This window comes from Streptosporangium sp. NPDC020145 (genome assembly GCF_040631275.1).
Taxonomy (GTDB): domain Bacteria; phylum Actinomycetota; class Actinomycetes; order Streptosporangiales; family Streptosporangiaceae; genus Streptosporangium.
On the sequence record NZ_JBEXZT010000029.1, the window covers coordinates 1 to 16981 of the forward strand.

The following is a 16981-nucleotide window of genomic DNA, read 5'->3' on the forward strand; positions in this document are numbered from 1 at the left end:
AGCTATGAAGCCGGGCTCTATCTCCGAGGCTCGGTCATGTGGTTGAAGCTCCTCACTTCAACCACATGATCCGAACTCTAAACAGCTCCTAGCCGGCGTCGAAGTAGGCGTTCGACGACCGGGCGCTCCGGTCCCTGTCCGCCTTCCGGGGCGGACAGGGACCGGAGCAGGAAATCGTATATAAAAATCGTATATCGAAGAGGGGCCAGGTGAAGGGGGAGAAAAGGGCGATTTAGGCTGTCCCTGCCTGCCGTTCCACAACGACCGAGGTCCCCATGACGACTGTCTCCCCCGTCCCCTTCGACCCCGAGCTCGGACAATTGCTCGCCGCGATGCGCGGCGACAGCCCGCCCCAGCCGTTGAACGCCGAGACGCTGGCCGCCTCCCGGGCCGGACTTGAGGCCATGGCCCAGCCCGCCGCGGTGGTCATCGGCGACCGGCCCGTCGAGGCCGAGGAACGCACGATCCCGGGCAGGCCGGGAACCCCCGACCTGGCCGTCACCATCCTGCGGCCCAAGGAGCGCGTGCCCGGCGCGCCGGGCCTGTACAACATGCACGGTGGCGGCCTGGTCATGGGCGACCGGCACATGGACACCCCCCGCCTGGTCGACATGGTGGTCGAGTTCGGCTTCGTCGTGGTCAACGTCGAGTACCGCCTCGCCCCGGAGAACCCCGGAACCGGGCCCGCCGAGGACTGCTACGCCGGCCTGCTCTGGACGGCCGACCACGCCGAGGAGCTCGGCTACGACCCGGAGCGCCTGATCGTCATGGGCGGCAGCGCCGGAGGCAACCTGGCCGCCGCCATGTCGCTGATGGCCCGCGACCGCAAGGGTCCCAAGCTGGCCGGGCAGCTGCTGCTGGTCCCCATGCTCGACGACCGCAACGAGTCCGTCTCGACCCACCAGTACGACGGGATCGGCACCTGGGACAGGGCCGCCAACCTCTTCGCCTGGAAGTCGGTCCTCGGCGACGGGGTCGGCGGCCCCGACGTCTCGCCGTACGCCGCTCCCGCCAGGGCGACGGACCTGTCCGGTCTGCCCCCGGCGTACATCGAGCTGGGGTCGGCCGAGCTGTTCCGCGACGAGTCGGTCGAGTACGCCAGCCGTATCTGGGCGGCGGGCGGCGAGGCCGAACTGCACGTGTGGAACGGCGGCTTCCACGGCTTCGAGATGTACTTCCCGGACAGCGGGCTCGGCCGTGACGCGCTGCGGACCCGCGACACCTGGGTACGCAGGATCCTCGGCCGCTGAGGTTCCCACCCGGACGTGACCCACCCGGACGTGACCCACAAGGGCCGTGACCCACAAGGGCCGTGATCCATGCGGGCCGTGACCCGCCTGGGTCACGGCCCGTCCATGTCGCCGCTCCGCCTGAGCCGTCGGTCCGGTCTGGGGCGTCGGTTCGCCTTGGGCGCCCGCCCGTCGAACCCTGTCAGGGTTTTCTCAGGGTCGGCGAGGGAACGGGGGTTCTCCCGCCACTCGTTGAACCAGACGAACAGACCACGACACGGGGAGAAGAAGTGCACCGTTCGAGAAACCACAAGATCATCGCTGGAGTCTGCGGCGGCATCGCGGAGAGCCTCGGCTGGTCACCCACCGTCGTACGGATCCTCTGGCTGCTGCTCTCCCTGCTGCCCGGCCCCATGTGGGTCGCCTACGTCCTGATGTGGATCTTCCTCCCCAAGGCACCGGCGACTCGCTACTGACAACTAATCTGGGGGCATGAGGGAACGGCCGCTGACACTGCTGCAGGACGACCTGGTCGACTACGAGAAGGCGATGGAACGGATGACCGACCTGGTCGGTCAGCGGCAGCGCGACGAGCGCTCCGACACGCTCTGGTTGCTCAGCCACCCGCAGGTCTACACCGCGGGCAGACGAACCCTGCAGCAGCATCTGCCCGACCCCTCCCACGGCATTCCCGTCGTCAACACGGGCAGGGGCGGCCAGCTCACCTACCACGGCCCCGGACAGCTCGTCGGCTACCTGATCGTCAAGCTGGGCGACGACGAGGGGATCGTCGACTACGTCCGTGAGGTGGAGCTCAGGCTGGTGCGGGCGCTCGACGCGCTCGACGTCCCGGCCGAGCGCCGCGACACCCCGCCCGGCTCACCGCTGCTCACCGGCGTCTGGACGAAGCGAACCGGGCGGAAGATCGTCTCGATCGGCATGCGGCAGAGCCGTGGCGTGACCAGCCACGGCTTCGCCCTCAACGTCGACGGCGACCTGACCCCGTGGGGCTGGGCGGTGGCCTGCGGCATGCCCGAGGTGGACATGACCTCCCTGGACAGGGAGATCACCTCGACGACGGGCGTCATGGACCGGGTCAGGGCCGCGGTCGCGGCGGCCTTCGAGGCGAGCTGACCCCGTCCCCCGGCCTTCACGACCGCCTGGCCGTACGACCCACGGGGCTTCTGGGCGGTCGGCTGGCCGTACGGTTCCGGCGGGCCTCGTGGGGCAGTCGGCTGATCCAGGCGCAGTAGGCTACGCCGGGGTGACGCGGCGAGAGCGGGGTGGTTCGCGGTGCGGAAGTCAGGCACTACGCCGACACTCGACCTGGTCGACGTCGGCGAGCACGTGTGCTGGATCGTCGAGCCCCACCAGGGATACGCGGCCGTGACCTCGGCCTTCCTGGCCGACGGTGAGCTGTTCGGCGACAAGGTCGTCATCGTCGGCTCGCCCCTCGACCCCATCGCCTCCGCGGAGGTCCCCCGGGACGCCATCCTCGTCGACCCCCGCTCCGTCCTCGGCGACGGCCCGACCCCCGACCTCGGCCCGATGCTCGGTCTCGTACGGCGCGAGGCCGACATGGCGGGACGACAGGGATATCGAGCCCTGCGCGTACTGGCCGTGATGGATCAGCTCGTCCCACCCGAGATCGGGATCGAGGCGCTGATCGACCACGAACTGCGCCTCGACCGGTTGGTGGCCGACCACGAGGCCATCATGGTCTGCGCGTACGGCCACGACAGCTTCGGCGCCGCGACCCTGGACCATGTGGCGTGTGTGCACCCCAGCGAACTGGGTACCGGACGCGCGGGACCGTCGTTTCGGATGTTCAGCTCGGGGCCCGGAGACTGGGCCGTGTGCGGAGTCGTCGACTCCGACGGAGCCGCGGCGTTCGGTGCCGCCCTGGCCGCCGCGACGGCGCTCTCACCGACATTACGGCTCCATCTCGACGAGCTGGAGCTGATGGACGCCGCCGGAATGCGCGCGCTCGTCGAGGCCGCCGCCGACACCTCGGTCCACCGGATCACGATCGAGGGCGCGAATCCGACAGTGAGGTCGTGCTGGGAGATGCTCGGCTACGGCAACTGCGAGATACGCGTGGAGCTGACGCCATGACTACCGAGACCACCGGTGTGATGGACACGGCGGGCCTGCGCCACGAGCTCTACACCTACTCCGGGGAGGAGCAGTTCCTCGCCGGGGTCCGCTCCTTCATCGACGACGCCCTGGCGGCGGGGGAGATCGTCCTGATCTCCGTGCCCGAGGACCGCGAACGGATGCTGCGCGAGGAGTTGCCCGGCACCGACCCCGGCGTGGTGTTCATGGACACCGAGGCGCTCGGCCGCAACCCCGCCAGGCTCATCCCCGCCTGGCAGCGCTGGATCGGCGAACGGACGGCGGAGGGCAGACCGGTGCGCGGCATCGGCGAGACCGACTGGCACGGCCGGGGAGGCGCGGAGATCGAGGAGCTTCGCTACCACGAATGGCTGCTGAACCTCGCCTTCACCGGTTCCCCCGCCTGGTGGCTGCTGTGCCCCTACGACACCGCGACGATCGACCCCGAGACGATGCGGGCGATCAGCCGCTGTCATCCGTACACGTTGACGGACGACGGTTCGCGGCCCTCCTCCGACTACGTCAGGGAACCGTTCTCCTGGGCGGAGCTCGAACCCGCCTGCGACCCGTACGAGGAGTTCCCCTACGCCAGGGGGGACCTCGCGGCAGTCAGGGAGAAGGTGATCGCCTGCGCCGCGCCGCACGGGCTGACGGGAGACCGGCTGCGGGAGACCCTCGTCGCGGTGACCGAGGTCGCGGGCAACAGCATCGCGCACGGCGGCGGCCACGGGACTCTGCGCACGTGGGTGCAGCAGGGGTCGCTGATCTGCGAGTTCCGTGACGCGGGGGTGATGAGCGACCCCATGATCGGCCGCATGGCGCCCTCCCCGCGTTCGTTGCGCGGCCGGGGCATGTGGCTGGTGCACCAGATCTGCGACCTGGTGCAGGTCCGCTCGGCCCCGGAGACGGGCACGATCATCCGCCTGCACGTCACCCTTCCCGGTGTCCTTCCTTAGCGTCCCTCCAGGGCGTCCTCGACCGAGTCGGCCAGCTCGAAGAACGTCAGCAGTCCCGTGACGGCCAGCATGTGGCGCAGGGTACGGTTCGCACCGGCCAGGACGAGCCGGGTCTTCGCCTCCCTGCTGCGCTGGAGCACCCACAACAGCTCGGCCAGCCCGGTCGAGTCGCAGAAGGTGAGCCCGCTGAGATCGATGACGAGACAGGGGGCGGGGGAGGTGCCCCAAAGATCGGCGAGCTGCCGCCGGAACACCGGCGCGTAGTCGTAGTCGAGATCGCCGACCGCGCGGACCACCACGGCGTCCCCGTGGGAGCCCGACGATACGGACAGTGCGCTCGTGCTCTCCGGTGACATCGGAACTCCTCTTAGGCCCGCTGCTCACAGGCGGACGTTCCCCCTGTCCTACCAGGTATTCGGAACCACCGCCTCCACGGACCCCGCCCAAGCCCGGACTTCCCGGGATCGGCGGTCCCTGGACGACGAGTCCACTGGTCGACCGTACGGCGGGGCCCGAGCATGGGGGCATGACGACAACGCTGATCACCGGAGCGAACAAGGGACTCGGCCTGGAGACCGCACGCCGGCTCGTCGCGGCAGGTCACACCGTCTACATCGGCAGCCGGGACGCAGGACGAGGACGCCGGGCCGCGGAGGAACTGGGCGCGCGGACGGTTCTCATCGACGTCACCGACGAGGCGTCCGTCACGGCCGCGGCGAAGGTCGTCGAGGCCGAGGGCGGGCTGGACGTACTGGTCAACAACGCCGGTGTCGAAGGGCGGTTGCCGGACGGCGGCGTGGTCGGCACCGCGGACACCACCGGCGACATGACACGGACGGTGTTCGAGACGAACGTCTTCGGCGTGGTGCGGGTCACTCACGCGTTCCTGCCGTCGCTGCGGCGTTCGTCCGCCCCGGTCGTGGTCAACGTCAGCAGCGGCCTGGCCTCGCTGAGCGGCGTCGCCACCCCGGGCACACCGCTGTACGCCTACCCGGGACTCGCCTACCCGGCCTCGAAGGCCGCGGTCAACATGATCACTGTGCAGTTCGCGAAGGCGTTCCCCTGGATGCGGGTCAACGCGGTCGAACCGGGCTACACCGCGACCGACCTGAACGGGCGCACCGGCCACCAGACCGTCGAGGAGGGGGCCGAGATCATCGTCCGCATGGCCCAGGTGGGCCCCGAGGGACCCACCGGCGGCTACTTCGACATCGACGGCCCCCTGCCCTGGTGACGCTGCCCTGGTGACGCGCGCCCGGCGTCACGTCCGGCAGGGCCGGTGACCGGGGTCTCGGGGATGCCCCGGTCAACGGCCCGCCGTAAGCCGCCGCCACGGCAGGAGCCGCCGTGATGACGGGAGCCGCTGCCACGACGGGGGCCGCTGTCGCGGCGGTGAGAGCGAACAGAGCGGGTCCACGGGAAGGCGTCATCGCTTTTCCTTTCGTCCCCCGGAATGTCTTCGTCACCGGAATGGACGTGTCAGGAAAACGAAAAGTTGCGTTGCGGGTGAACGACACGCCATCGAGAAACCGAAACGGTGGATTTGTTCCGGTGCTTTTCCGGTGTCCTTCCGGCGTTCTTTCGGGGCCGCAGAAGGTTCTCCCGGACCGGTGGGACGCTTTCCCGGCCCGGGAAACAAAAAGGGAGCGGTCAGCGCAGGGTGTGGGCCCGTTCGAGGACCTCGGCCGGGGCCTTGGCCACAGAACCGGTGTCGAAGGGCGGCTGCGGGTCGTACTCGGTGTAGAGCTGGATCGCCTGGGCGGTCACCTCGTCGGAGAGCAGGGCGGCCAGCCGTACGGCCATGTCGATGCCGGAGGAGACCCCGGCTGAGGTGATCACCCGGCCCTGCCTGACCACCCGTTCGGAGGTGTAGGTCGCGCCGTACGACTCCAGGGCGGCGGTCGCGGCCCAGTGGGTGGTGGCGGTCAGACCGTCGAGCAGGCCCGCCGCGCCGAGCACCAGGGCGCCGGTGCAGACAGAGGTGGTGAAGCGGGTCCCGGCGTGGATCCGGCGCACCCAGTCGAGGAAGGCGGCGTCGGCCACCATGGCCTGGAAGCTTCCCCCGCCCGGAACCAGCAGGACGTCGCAGCGCTCGACCTCGGCGTATCCGGTCGGAACGTGCACCGGGAGGGACCCCAGCACGTCCCGCACCAGCCCGGGTTCCGCCGTGACGAACCGCACGGTCGCGCCGGGCACGTAAGCGAGGATTTCATACGGTCCAATCGCGTCGAGCGGCTCGAAGCCGTCGAAAAGCGGGATCACGATGTCCATGCGCCGCAGCATAGCCATCACCCGCTCGGGGATTTCCCCGGGGCCGGGTGGCGCAGCCGTAAAAAATCGTTTTTTCGCGGTACGGCGGGAAAGAGAGCGCGGGCCGGGCCGGAATCCAAGCGCGGTATGACAGGGCCGGAGTGTCAACTTTCGTTAGCGGAAACGTCCACTTTCTCGGGCAGACCGGGTGGGATGGCGTCCCTAGCGTGGGGCGGCATGATCACACGATGGATGTCCGGCGCCACGGTCGCGCTGACGATCGCCACGGCACTCCCGGCCTCGACGGCACTTCCCACGGCGGCCTCGACGGGGCTTCCTGCGGCGGCCTCGGCGGTGCTTTCGGAGACGCTCCCGACGGCGGCCTCGGCGCGCGGGGCCGCTCTTGGATGGCGGCCCTGCCCCGGTGAGAAGAGCGAACTGGAGTGCGCCGACCTCGCGGTCCCCCTCGACTGGGACGAACCCGACGGACGCAAGATCACACTACGGCTCGGTCGCCTGCCCGCGACCGGCACCGCCGAGGGTTCGGTCCTCATCGCGTACGGCGGGCCAGGCGGCCCCGGCATCGCCACGACCCAGGCCCACGCGGAGATCTGGGCGAACCTGCGCACCCGCATGAACGTCGTCACCTGGGACACGCGGGGGTACGGCGAGCAGTTCGGCGGCCGGAGCGACGGCCTGCCGTGCGTCTGGACCCGCGTTCCCTACCCGGAGTTCCCGGCCGACGAAGCCGACTTCGGCAGGCTCTCCGACACCAACCGTGGATACGCCCAGGCCTGCCGCCACGGCGACCCGGAGTTCTTCGCCCACATGAGCTCGGCCGACCACGCCCGTGACATGGAGGCGATCAGGCAGGCCCTCGGCGAGGCGGGACTCAACTTCTACGGCGCCTCCTACGCCGGCCTGTACGCCCAGGCCTACGCCCGCCTCTTCCCCGCCCGGGTACGCACGATGGTGCTCGACGGCACCGTGAACCACAGTGAAGCCGACTGGCTGAAGGAGGTCGGTGAGTCCGCCCGCGACAACCAGGCGGCGATGCGGCGCTTCTTCGACTGGTGTGACGGCGAGGACACCTGCCCCTTGGGTGACGCGGCCCGCGACTGGCGCAGACTGCTCGCGAAGGCGGAACACGCGCCGATCGCGGCCCGCCGGGTCGAGGCGTCCTACGACGCCCAGGACCTGCGGAGCTTCGCGCTCGGCCTCGCCAGGGCGGGGGAGGAGCAGTGGCCCGCGCTCGGCAGGGCCGTCCAGGACGCCCTCAAGGGTGACGCCTCGGGTTTCGCCCCGCCGCGGGGCGCCCGCTATCCGGACCTCACGACCCCCGTCACCGAATGTCTCGACTGGCCACGCTTCCGCGACCGCGCGGAGACGGCGGCGGCGCTGACCAGGCTACGCCGGATCGCACCGGACACCGGGGCCGCCTTCACCCTGGCGGCGGGGGCGCTGGCCTGCGTCGGCTGGCCGGTGGAAACGACCAACCCGCCGAAGCCCCTGCCGAGTGGCCTGCCGCCGCTGCTGGGCGCGGGCGCGTGGGTGGAGTCCGCCACGACCGCCCGGGTCGTACGGCAGGTGCCGGGCAGCGTCACCATCCGCCACGAGGGACCGGGACACACGCTCTACCCCTTCAACCCCTGCGCCCGCGACCACATCGACCGCTACCTCACAGACCGCAGGACGCCCCCGCGGGACACGGTCTGCTGACCTCCTTTCACGGTCCGTTCGCCGGAACCGGGGAGGCACGGAAGGCGAGCACCGCCGCCACGAGCAGCAACACCCCGCACACGGCCTGCTCCACGACCATCCAGGCCGGCAGCGCCAGGAACAGCACGACCCCGCCCAGGGCGACGAGGATCACGACGAGCACGATCCGCAGGCGCAGGAGCGCCCGGCCACCCCCCTGCTGGGCGCGACGGGCGAACACGAAGGTGAGGACCGACGTCGCCGCCACGATGACACCGCGCACCCACGCCTGCGGCGTGACGAGGGACGGGGCCACGGAGGAGAGGACGGCGATCGCCGCGACGGTCAGCACGCTCAACACGGCGTAGGCGACGACCAGGAACTTGGCCGTGCGTAGCGGGGAGGCAGGCATGGTCATTCCTCCGAATCGGCGGTGGGAGCGGTCGGAACCGGCCTGACAGACCGCAGGAAGAGCGCGACGATCTCGCTGATGTGGTGATCGAGGTCCAACTCGGGACGCGCGAGAAAGTAGAACGCCGCCCCGTCGATGACGGTGCGGATCGACAGGGCGGTGACCTCGGCGTCGAACACGGCGAACTCGCCACTGGCCTGGCCGGACTCCAGCAGCCGCCGAAGCGGGGCGGCGGCGTCCTCGACCTGGACGACCTGGACGGCGCCGGAGTTCTCGATGATCCGCTGGGTCGCTCCGACGTGCGCGGGATTGAGCGTGATGAAGCGCAGGTTGGTCTCGACGTAGGTGCGGAGCTTCTCGGTCGGGGTCTTCGCGGCCCGCAGCCGTTCCGCCATGAACGCCGCTCCGTCCTCGAACAGCGTCGTGACGACCGCCTGGTAGAGCTCCTCCTTCGAGGCGAAGTGATACAGCGCGGTGCCCTTGCTGGTCCCCGCCTCCCGCGCGATCCGCTCCAACGAGGCGGCCGGGTAACCGTCCTGGCTGATCACCCGGACGGCGGCGGCGATCAGATCCTCCCGCCGAGCCCGCCGCGTACGAGAAGGACTCCCCGATTCTTTCGACCTCATGGTCCAAAGTTAGACCGAACGGTCGAAAAAACCAACACGGGTCGGGAAGGAGATCCGAGACGTACTGTCGGCGGGAGCGGTGCGGCCCCACCGGTTCCTTCGAGCTAGAGGACGGCCAGCTGGCCGTACAGGACCTCCTCCGACAGGGTGCCGCCGTTGAGCGCGGGCCTGCCGTCGAAGCGGAACACCGGCACGGCGGTGACATCACGAGCCCAGGACACGGGGACCGTCTCGTCCCAGCGCACACCGAGTTCGGCCGCCAGCGCGCGCAGGACGCCGAGGTCGCCGATGTGGGCGCCGTCCACGAAGTGGGCCTGGAACAGTCGCGCGGTCGCGACCTCGGCCAGGCCCTGGTCGGCGGCCATGGCGATCAGGTGGTGGGCGTGGCGGGTGTCGGCCGTCACCGCCTTGGCGAAGGCCAGCGGGATGCCCTCGGCCGCGGCCAGGGCGTTGACCCGCGCCACCCCGCTCTCACCGAATCGGGCCAGGCTCTGGTCGAGCTTGGACCGGCCGCCCACGGCCCCCGGCTCCACCTGCCAGGAACGGATCGTCAGATCGACGTGCCCGCCCTCCGCGCGGAAGCGGGCGGCGGCTCGCCGGTACCGGGTGAAGGCCAGGTAGGACCAGATGCAGATGACGTCGAGGGTGATGTCCACACGTGCCGTTTTCTTCATGGTGTTCAGCCTTGTCGCTGCCCTGACCTGCGACAACGACGACTTTCGCAACGATCGCTAACCTGTGGGTTATGGAACGGCGTGACATTGAGATCTTCCTGACCCTGGCCGAGGAACTGCACTTCGCCCGTACGGCCGAGCGGCTGGGCGTCAGCGGCGCCCGGGTGAGTCAGACGATCAAGCAACTGGAGCGCCGGTTCGGCGTCGCGCTGTTCCAGCGGACCAGCCGTCAGGTGGCGCTCACCCCGGTCGGCAACGCGCTGCGAGAGGACGTGCAGGCCGGATACCAACGCATTCAGGAAGGCATCGCCAAGGCGGTCGCCGCCGGGCGTGGCTTCACCGGCACCCTGCGGGTGGGCTTCTCCAGCCCCCTGGTCGGGGAGGCCATCATGGCCGCCGGGGAGGCGTTCCGCGCCCGCCATCCGGACTGCGAGGTGCGCATCCGCGAGGTGCACCTGTCGGAGGCGTTCCACGCGCTGCGCGGCGACGAACTCGACCTGCAGATCACCGAGCTGCCCGTGCAGGAGAACGACCTGTCCAGCGGGCCCGCGCTGCTGCGCGACCCCCGCATGCTGGCCGTCTCCGCCAGGCACCCCTTCGCCCGCCGCGACAGCGTCACCGTGGAGGACCTCGCCAGGGACACCGTGCTCGTGCCCGCCGACGCCCCCGCCTACCTGCTGGACACGCTCATCCCGCCGCAGACCCCCGGAGGGCGTCCGATCCAGCGCGAGAAGGTGCTGACCTCACGGCAGGAACTGCTGACGCTGGTCAGCGGCGGTGCGGGAATGGCCGTCGTGGGCGGCCAGGCCACGCGGTACCACGCCCGGCCGGACATCGTCTACGTGCCCATCGCCGACATGCCGCCGATCGAGTACGGGCCCGTCTGGCCGGTCGGCGGCCAGACCAGCAGGGTGCGGTCCTTCCTCGCGCTCCTCCTGGCCGAGCTCGATCGCCAATCGTTTCTCCTGGCCGGGCTCGATCGATAACCCAGGGGTTAGCGACCGTTTCGGATCTCGTCGTTGTCGCAGGTCGGCGCGGTGCCAAGGATGGAGTCATGACAACGACGAAGCAGAACCCCATCCCCGAGGAGTACAGGGGCGGCGTCCCCTACCTCAACGTGCACGACGCCAAGGCGGCGATCGCCTTCTACAAGGAGGCCTTCGACGCCGACGTGCGCATCGAGATCCCCCGCCAGGGCGACAAGGTCGCCCACGCCGAGTTCCGGATCGGCGACGCGGTCTTCATGCTGCGTGACGAGTACCCCGAATACCGCTTCCGCAGCCCGAAGACGATCGGCGGCACCCCGATCAACCTGATGGTCTTCGTGACGGACGTCGAGACGTTCGCCGAACGGGCCGTCGCCGCAGGCGCCCGCGTCATCCGGCCGGTGGAGATGCAGTTCCACGGCGACCTACAGGTCGAACTGGAGGACCCCTTCGGCCACTCCTGGTTCTTCACCAGCCGGGTCGCGCACATGGACGAGACGGAACTGAAGGAGACCGCCTCGGCGGTGAACCTCTGAACGGGCCGGGTACGGCGCGCGACAGGGGGTGGGACCGTGAAGGCCATAGCGCAGGGGGCACCAGAGCGACGGCGGCGGATCGGGGACCATCCCCGCATGCGCCGGGAGCGCATCAGCATTTCATCGTCGAAGCGGTAGATGCTGAGACCATCCCCGCATGCGCGGGGAGCACTACTTCGCTCTCCCGGGATCAGCAGACCCCCGAGGACCATCCCCGCGTGCGCGGGGAGCACCCTCGGCGACCTGCGGGTTTGTCGGCGGTGAGGGCTGAAAATCATTACTTTCGTTGAGCTAGACATTTCGGGCATGTTGTTTGGCGGGTGTGGAGGGCTCTGAAGGCAAGGGTGGCGGCGTGGCTTTCTGGTGGGTGGGTTTCTCGTCTTGGGGCGTGCTTGTGGATCAGGGGGTTTTGTGTTGTGTCGCACGTTAGCCTGTGGTCGGCGCTGTCTCAGTGAACTTGATGGTGTGTCCGGTATGTCCAAGTCGATGAAAGTGATGAATTTCGGCTCTCTGCGCTGGTAAACCCGCAGGTCGGCGAGGTGCTCCCCGCGCACGCGGGGATGGTCCCTAGGCATTTCCCTGGAGAAGGTGCGCCGGTTCGTGCTCCCCGCGCACGCGGGGATGGTCCCCATCGATACAGATCGGCGATGGGGCCGATCGGGTGCTCCCCGCGCACGCGGGGATGGTCCCACACGACAGGAGACACGCGCATGGCTGCGAAGGTGCTCCCCGCGCACGCAGGGATGGTCCCGCCCGCCCCGTCCCTCCGCCGCCGCCGCTCTGGCAGTGCTCCCCGCGCACGCGGGGATTTTCTAGGGTGAAGTCCTTTAGTGGGATATATAGGACGCAAATGGAAGGAATTCATACTCAATAGGATGATCTTTCCTCCCTGAATATCAGGGGCAGGGGAAATTCGAAATTTTCGAGACACGTTCGGCGGACGTGTGCTTAATTAACTCCCGTGTCGAACACAAGGTCGAACAAGCCCTTCGCTCAGGGGCTTTCTGAGGCCGGCCGTAAGGTGTGGGCCAAGCATGATCACGATGCCAACGGGTGGCTTCCGTTGTGGCGGCACATGGCGGACAGCGGTGCGGTCGCCGGGTTGCTGTGGGACCACTGGCTTCCCGCGCAGGTTCGCAGGTTGATCGCCGAGGCGCTTCCCGAGGGGGAGGCCGACGCGCGCAGGCTGGCGGTCTGGATGGCCACCACCCATGACATCGGCAAGGCCACCCCGGCCTTCGCCTGCCAGGTCGAGTCGCTGGGCGACAAGATGCGCGAGGCCGGGCTGGAGATGCCCGTGCGTGAGCGGCTGACCGACCGTCGTTTCGCTCCGCATGGCCTGGCCGGGCTGGTGCTGCTCCAGGAGTGGCTGATCGAGCGGTACGGCTGGGCGAAGACGGCGGCCCTGCCGTTCGGGATCGTCGCCGGTGGGCACCACGGCGTCCCGCCCACCAGCTCGGACGTCAAGAACCTGAACGACCGTCCCGAGCTGTTGCGTACCCCGAGCTGCGCGAACCGGTGGCAGGACGTGCAGTGGGAGCTCCTCGACCGGTGCGCGCGGGCGTGTGAGGTCGAGGGCCGGCTCACGGCGTGGCGGGAGGTCAAACTCACGCAGCCCGCGCAGGTGCTGCTGACCGGGCTGGTCATCGTGGCCGACTGGATCGCCAGTAACTCCGACCTGTTCCCCTACTTCCCCGATGCGGCCAACCAGAGCGACGGGGAGCGGGTCAGGGCGGCGTGGCGTGGGCTGGATCTTCCCGAGCCGTGGCGGGCGACGGAACCCATGGGGGAGGCGGCCGATCTTTTCGCCTCCCGGTTCGAGTTCCCCGCCGGGGCGAAGATTCGCCCTGTTCAGGAGCAGGCCGTACGGCTCGCCCGGGAGATGGACGTGCCCGGTCTGATGGTGATCGAGGCCCCGATGGGGGAGGGGAAGACCGAGGCCGCGCTGGCGGTCGCCGAGATCTTCGCGGCCAGGTCGGGCGCGGGTGGCTGCTTCGTCGCGCTGCCGACCATGGCGACGGGCAGCGCCATGTTCCCCCGGCTGTTGAAGTGGCTGCGCAGGCTTCCCGGCGAGCGGCGCTCGGTGCTGCTGGCACACTCCAAGGCGGCGCTGAACGAGGACTACGCCGACCTGATGCGGGCGGGTAAGCGCGGGATGCGTGCGATCGATCAGGACGGCGAGCGGCGGCGTGGGGAACGTTCCACAGTTCTGGTCGCGCACCGGTGGCTGAGGGGCGCCAAGAAGGGGATGCTCGCGTCGTTCGTCACCGGGACGATCGACCAACTGCTCTTCATGGGCTTGAAGAGCCGCCATCTCGCGCTGCGTCACCTGGCCCTGGCGGGCAAGGTCGTGGTGATCGACGAGGCCCACGCCTACGACGCCTACATGAACTCCTACCTCGACCGGGTGCTGACATGGCTGGGCGCCTACCGGGTGCCGGTCGTCGTGCTGTCGGCGACGCTCCCGGCCGCACGGCGGCGTGAGCTGGCCGAGGCGTATGCCGGGGCGGCGAAGGGCAGCGAGAGCTTCGCGAAGCTGGAGGTCGCGGAGGGCTACCCGCTGCTGACGACGGTCCAGCCGGGAGGTGAGCCCGCGTGCGAGCCCGTCGCGGCGTCGGGCCGGGAGACCGAGGTGCTGCTCGAACGGCTGGACGACGATCTCGACGAACTGCGTGAGCGGCTCGCGAAGGAGCTGGCCCAGGGCGGCTGCGCGCTGGTGGTGCGCAACACCGTTGACCGGGTGCTGGAGACGGTCGGCTGCCTGCGGGAGGAGTTCGGCGCGGAGAACGTCACCGTGGCGCACGCCCGGTTCGTCGACCTGGACCGGGCCGCCAAGGACGCCGGCCTGCTGGACCGCTTCGGCCCTCCTGAGCGCAGCGAGGGGCGCAGACCCGTCGGCAGCCCACACATCGTGGTCGCCAGCCAGGTCGCCGAACAGTCCCTCGACATCGACTTCGACCTGCTGGTGACCGACCTGTGCCCCATCGACCTGTTGTTGCAGCGTATGGGCCGCCTGCACCGGCATGTGCGTGACGACCGTCCCGAGCCGTTGCGTACGGCCCGCTGCCTGGTGGCCGGTGCCGACTGGACGGCGACGCCGATCGATCCGGTGAAGGGATCGCGAGCCGTCTACGGGTCGTACGCGCTGCTGCGGTCGGCCGCCGTGCTTGAGCCGTACCTCACCGGGACGGCCCCGACGGGCCACGCCGTACGGCTGCCGCAGGACATCAGCCCGCTCGTGCAGCGGGCATACGGCACGGAGCCGGTCGGCCCGGACGGCTGGCAGGAGGCCCTGGCCCGTGCCCGCGAGGAGCATGATCTGCACCGGGGCAAACAGCACGACAAGGCGCAGGGCTTCCAGCTCGCGGCGGTGGCCAGGGCGGGGCGGTCGCTGCTCGGCTGGATCGAGGCGGGAGTCGGCGACGCGGACGACAGCCCCAGGGGCCGGGCGCAGGTCAGAGACGGCCTCGACTCCATAGAGGTGCTGGTGGTTCAGCGCCGGGCGGACGGCTCCCTGGTCACGCCGCCGTGGCTGGACAAAGACCGGGGAGGGCTCGAACTCCCGGTGGACACGGCACCCGAGCCGGGCCTCGCCCGCGTCGTCGCCTCGTGTGGCCTGCGGCTGCCGCATCACTTCTCGTATCCCGGGGTGATCGACCAGGCGATCGAGGAGCTTGAGGCCGGTTACCTCCCGGCCTGGCAGTCGAAGGAGAGCCCCTGGCTGGCTGGGGAGTTGCTGCTCGTGCTCGACGAGGAGGGCCGGGCCCGGCTGGCGGGCTACGACCTGCACTACACCCCCGACGACGGCCTGAAGGTGACCCGTGCCGAGTGATCTGTCCTTCGACCTGACCCGTGAGCGGTGGCTGCCCGTACGGCGCCGCGACGGCAGCGCGGATGAGCTTTCCCTGCGGGACGTCTTCGTGCAGGCCGCTGATCTGAGGCGGATCGTGGGAGACGTGCCGACGCAGGAGTTCGCGCTGCTGCGGCTGCTGCTGGCGATCCTGCACGACGCGATCGACGGGCCGAAGGAGATCGAGGACTGGCAGGAGTTGTGGGACGACGGCCTGCCCGTCGATCGGATCACGAAATATCTGGACGAGCACCGCGACAGGTTCGACCTTCTCCACCCGGAGTGGCCGTTCTTCCAGACGGCCGGGTTGAGCGCCGTGTCCGGGGAGGTCAGCGCGCTGGACCGGTTGGTCGCCGACGTTCCCAACGGCAGGCCCTTCTTCACCATGCGGGCCAGGGGCGTCGATCGGCTCGGCTTCGCCGAGGCTGCCCGGTGGCTGGTGCACGCCCACGCCTTCGACACCTCCGGCATCAAGACCGGCGTCAAGGGCGACGACCGGGTCAAGGGCGGCAAGACCTACCCCCAGGGGGTCGCCTGGGCGGGCACCCTCGGTGGCGTCCTGGCCGAGGAGGACAGCCTCGCCGAGACGCTGCTGCTCAACCTGGTCGCCTTCGACACCCCCGGTCTGCGGATCGACGCCCATGACGACCTGCCCGCCTGGCGGCGTGGTCCGTCGAAGCCGGGCCAGCTCAAACCCGTTGAGCTGAGCACCCGCCCCAACGGGCCGCGTGACCTGTACACCTGGCAGTCCAGGCGGGTCAGGCTCGCCTTCGACGCCGACGGTGTGCACGGCGTCGTCCTGACCTATGGAGATCCGCTCACCCCGCACAACAGGCACACCCACGAGCCGATGACGGGCTGGCGGCGCAGCCCGGCGCAGGAGAAGAAGCTGGGCCTGGCACAGGTGTACCTCCCGCGCGAGCACGACCCCAGCCGCAGCGCGTGGCGAGGGCTCGGGGCGCTGATCGCCCCTCACGCCGAGGGAGGCGAGCAGCGGGGCGAGGCGGCGGCCTTCGTCCGGCCGCGCGTCCTCGACTGGGTCGCCCGCCTCACCGTCGAGGGCGACCTGCCCGCCGACCTGTTGATCCGCGCCCGGCTGTTCGGCGTGGTGTACGGCACGCAGCAGTCCGTCATCGACGAGATCGTGGACGACGCCGTGGAGATGCGGCTCGTCCTGCTGAGACAGGACGACCGGCGGCTCGGTCAGACGGCGATCGACGCGGTGGCCGACGCGGAGCGGGCCGTGACCCTGCTGGGCGACCTGGCCGCCGACCTCGCCAGGGCGGCCGGTGCTGACATGGAGGCTCCCAAGGCCACGGCCAGGAACCTCGGTTTCGCCACCCTCGACGGAGTGTTCCGCGACTGGCTCGCCACGCTCGGTTCAGAGGACACTCCCGCGGATCCCCGCGCGGCCTGGCAGGACGAGGCGCACCGGTGTGTCAGGAGCCTGGGCGAGGACCTGGTCAAACAGGCGGGGGAGGACGCCTGGCAGGGGCGCGTCGAGACGTGGAACGGCAAGCAGGTCTGGTTGAACACCTCACGGGCCGACCTGGTGTTTCGCACCCGGCTGCGTAAGGCGTTGCCCGGTACGGGCTATCTGTCCAGTGATTCCCCGGACGGCGGCGAGTCGCCGGATACGGAGGTATGAG

At 69.8% G+C, this 16981-nt stretch carries 16 protein-coding genes and 1 CRISPR repeat array; of the genes, 11 read left to right on the top strand and 5 right to left on the bottom strand.

The window, feature by feature from the left end:
* Window positions 1-275: 275 nt before the first annotated feature.
* From ABZ463_RS34585 to ABZ463_RS34605, 5 genes are all read left to right on the top strand, one after another.
* Window positions 276-1250 carry an alpha/beta hydrolase gene (locus ABZ463_RS34585; RefSeq protein ID WP_362782773.1) on the top strand — a complete coding sequence of 325 codons (975 nt, stop codon included), beginning with the start codon at window positions 276-278 and terminating at the stop codon, window positions 1248-1250.
* Between the two features lie 269 nt (window positions 1251-1519).
* Window positions 1520-1705, top strand: a complete 186-nt coding sequence (locus ABZ463_RS34590; RefSeq protein WP_352010746.1) for a PspC domain-containing protein — start codon at window positions 1520-1522, stop codon at window positions 1703-1705.
* 16 nt (window positions 1706-1721) lie between these two features.
* Complete coding sequence (gene lipB / locus ABZ463_RS34595) at window positions 1722-2363, top strand: lipoyl(octanoyl) transferase LipB (RefSeq protein WP_352010745.1); 642 nt, start codon at window positions 1722-1724, stop codon at window positions 2361-2363.
* 159 nt (window positions 2364-2522) lie between these two features.
* Entirely contained in the window at window positions 2523-3344 is an 822-nt protein-coding gene (locus tag ABZ463_RS34600; RefSeq protein ID WP_362782777.1) for an MEDS domain-containing protein, read from the top strand.
* Window positions 3341-4300 (top strand): sensor histidine kinase, encoded by a 960-nt coding sequence (locus ABZ463_RS34605; RefSeq protein WP_362782780.1) that lies wholly within the window; start codon window positions 3341-3343, stop codon window positions 4298-4300. Before ABZ463_RS34600 ends, ABZ463_RS34605 begins: the two co-directional genes overlap by 4 nt.
* On the opposite strand, the gene ABZ463_RS34610 is transcribed toward ABZ463_RS34605, so the two are convergent.
* Complete coding sequence (locus tag ABZ463_RS34610; RefSeq protein ID WP_362782783.1) at window positions 4297-4656, bottom strand: STAS domain-containing protein; 360 nt, start codon at window positions 4654-4656, stop codon at window positions 4297-4299. The genes ABZ463_RS34605 and ABZ463_RS34610 overlap by 4 nt on opposite strands.
* Window positions 4657-4826: 170 nt before the next feature.
* Between ABZ463_RS34610 and ABZ463_RS34615 the strand changes: the two genes are divergently transcribed.
* Window positions 4827-5534 (top strand): SDR family NAD(P)-dependent oxidoreductase, encoded by a 708-nt coding sequence (locus ABZ463_RS34615; RefSeq protein ID WP_352015498.1) that lies wholly within the window; start codon window positions 4827-4829, stop codon window positions 5532-5534.
* 416 nt (window positions 5535-5950) lie between these two features.
* Here ABZ463_RS34615 and ABZ463_RS34620 read toward each other — a convergent pair whose 3' ends face one another.
* Window positions 5951-6571, bottom strand: coding sequence for a DJ-1/PfpI family protein (locus tag ABZ463_RS34620; RefSeq protein ID WP_352015497.1), 621 nt, complete (start codon window positions 6569-6571; stop codon window positions 5951-5953).
* A gap of 216 nt (window positions 6572-6787) precedes the next feature.
* On the opposite strand from ABZ463_RS34620, the gene ABZ463_RS34625 reads away from it, so the two are divergent.
* Window positions 6788-8269 carry an alpha/beta fold hydrolase gene (locus ABZ463_RS34625; RefSeq protein ID WP_362782787.1) on the top strand — a complete coding sequence of 494 codons (1482 nt, stop codon included), beginning with the start codon at window positions 6788-6790 and terminating at the stop codon, window positions 8267-8269.
* Window positions 8270-8276: 7 nt separating this feature from the next.
* On the opposite strand, the gene ABZ463_RS34630 is transcribed toward ABZ463_RS34625, so the two are convergent.
* The 3 genes from ABZ463_RS34630 to ABZ463_RS34640 form a co-directional block, all read right to left on the bottom strand.
* A complete protein-coding gene (locus ABZ463_RS34630; protein ID WP_362782790.1) occupies window positions 8277-8660 on the bottom strand; it encodes a hypothetical protein in 384 nt (127 codons plus the stop codon).
* A gap of 2 nt (window positions 8661-8662) precedes the next feature.
* Window positions 8663-9286 carry a TetR/AcrR family transcriptional regulator gene (locus ABZ463_RS34635; RefSeq protein ID WP_362782792.1) on the bottom strand — a complete coding sequence of 208 codons (624 nt, stop codon included), beginning with the start codon at window positions 9284-9286 and terminating at the stop codon, window positions 8663-8665.
* A gap of 104 nt (window positions 9287-9390) precedes the next feature.
* A complete protein-coding gene (locus ABZ463_RS34640; protein WP_362782795.1) occupies window positions 9391-9960 on the bottom strand; it encodes a DsbA family protein in 570 nt (189 codons plus the stop codon).
* A 71-nt stretch (window positions 9961-10031) separates the two neighbouring features.
* Between ABZ463_RS34640 and ABZ463_RS34645 the strand changes: the two genes are divergently transcribed.
* The 4 genes from ABZ463_RS34645 to casA all read left to right on the top strand — a co-directional run bounded on the left by ABZ463_RS34645 (window position 10032) and on the right by casA (window position 16980).
* Window positions 10032-10946: a LysR family transcriptional regulator gene (locus tag ABZ463_RS34645; RefSeq protein ID WP_362782798.1), complete on the top strand. Its 915-nt coding sequence runs from the start codon at window positions 10032-10034 to the stop codon at window positions 10944-10946.
* A 68-nt stretch (window positions 10947-11014) separates the two neighbouring features.
* Window positions 11015-11482 carry a VOC family protein gene (locus ABZ463_RS34650; RefSeq protein WP_362782800.1) on the top strand — a complete coding sequence of 156 codons (468 nt, stop codon included), beginning with the start codon at window positions 11015-11017 and terminating at the stop codon, window positions 11480-11482.
* A gap of 539 nt (window positions 11483-12021) precedes the next feature.
* Window positions 12022-12297: direct repeats of the CRISPR family, unit length 29 nt; unit sequence GTGCTCCCCGCGCACGCGGGGATGGTCCC.
* Window positions 12298-12443: 146 nt separating this feature from the next.
* Window positions 12444-15314 (top strand): CRISPR-associated helicase Cas3', encoded by a 2871-nt coding sequence (gene cas3, locus ABZ463_RS34655; RefSeq protein WP_362782804.1) that lies wholly within the window; start codon window positions 12444-12446, stop codon window positions 15312-15314.
* Window positions 15304-16980, top strand: coding sequence for a type I-E CRISPR-associated protein Cse1/CasA (gene casA, locus ABZ463_RS34660; protein ID WP_362782807.1), 1677 nt, complete (start codon window positions 15304-15306; stop codon window positions 16978-16980). Before cas3 ends, casA begins: the two co-directional genes overlap by 11 nt.
* Window position 16981 lies beyond the last annotated feature (1 nt).

Bases quoted from the DNA above. Each gene is read 5' to 3' on its own strand.
- ABZ463_RS34585 (WP_362782773.1), top strand. From the start codon at position 276: ATGACGACTGTCTCCCCCGTCCCCTTCGACCCCGAGCTCGGACAATTG.
- lipB (WP_352010745.1), top strand. From the start codon at position 1,722: ATGAGGGAACGGCCGCTGACACTGCTGCAGGACGACCTGGTCGACTAC.
- ABZ463_RS34605 (WP_362782780.1), top strand. From the start codon at position 3,341: ATGACTACCGAGACCACCGGTGTGATGGACACGGCGGGCCTGCGCCAC.
- ABZ463_RS34610 (WP_362782783.1), bottom strand. From the start codon at position 4,656: ATGTCACCGGAGAGCACGAGCGCACTGTCCGTATCGTCGGGCTCCCAC.
- ABZ463_RS34615 (WP_352015498.1), top strand. From the start codon at position 4,827: ATGACGACAACGCTGATCACCGGAGCGAACAAGGGACTCGGCCTGGAG.
- ABZ463_RS34620 (WP_352015497.1), bottom strand. From the start codon at position 6,571: ATGGACATCGTGATCCCGCTTTTCGACGGCTTCGAGCCGCTCGACGCG.
- ABZ463_RS34625 (WP_362782787.1), top strand. From the start codon at position 6,788: ATGATCACACGATGGATGTCCGGCGCCACGGTCGCGCTGACGATCGCC.
- ABZ463_RS34630 (WP_362782790.1), bottom strand. From the start codon at position 8,660: ATGCCTGCCTCCCCGCTACGCACGGCCAAGTTCCTGGTCGTCGCCTAC.
- ABZ463_RS34635 (WP_362782792.1), bottom strand. From the start codon at position 9,286: ATGAGGTCGAAAGAATCGGGGAGTCCTTCTCGTACGCGGCGGGCTCGG.
- ABZ463_RS34640 (WP_362782795.1), bottom strand. From the start codon at position 9,960: ATGAAGAAAACGGCACGTGTGGACATCACCCTCGACGTCATCTGCATC.
- ABZ463_RS34645 (WP_362782798.1), top strand. From the start codon at position 10,032: ATGGAACGGCGTGACATTGAGATCTTCCTGACCCTGGCCGAGGAACTG.
- ABZ463_RS34650 (WP_362782800.1), top strand. From the start codon at position 11,015: ATGACAACGACGAAGCAGAACCCCATCCCCGAGGAGTACAGGGGCGGC.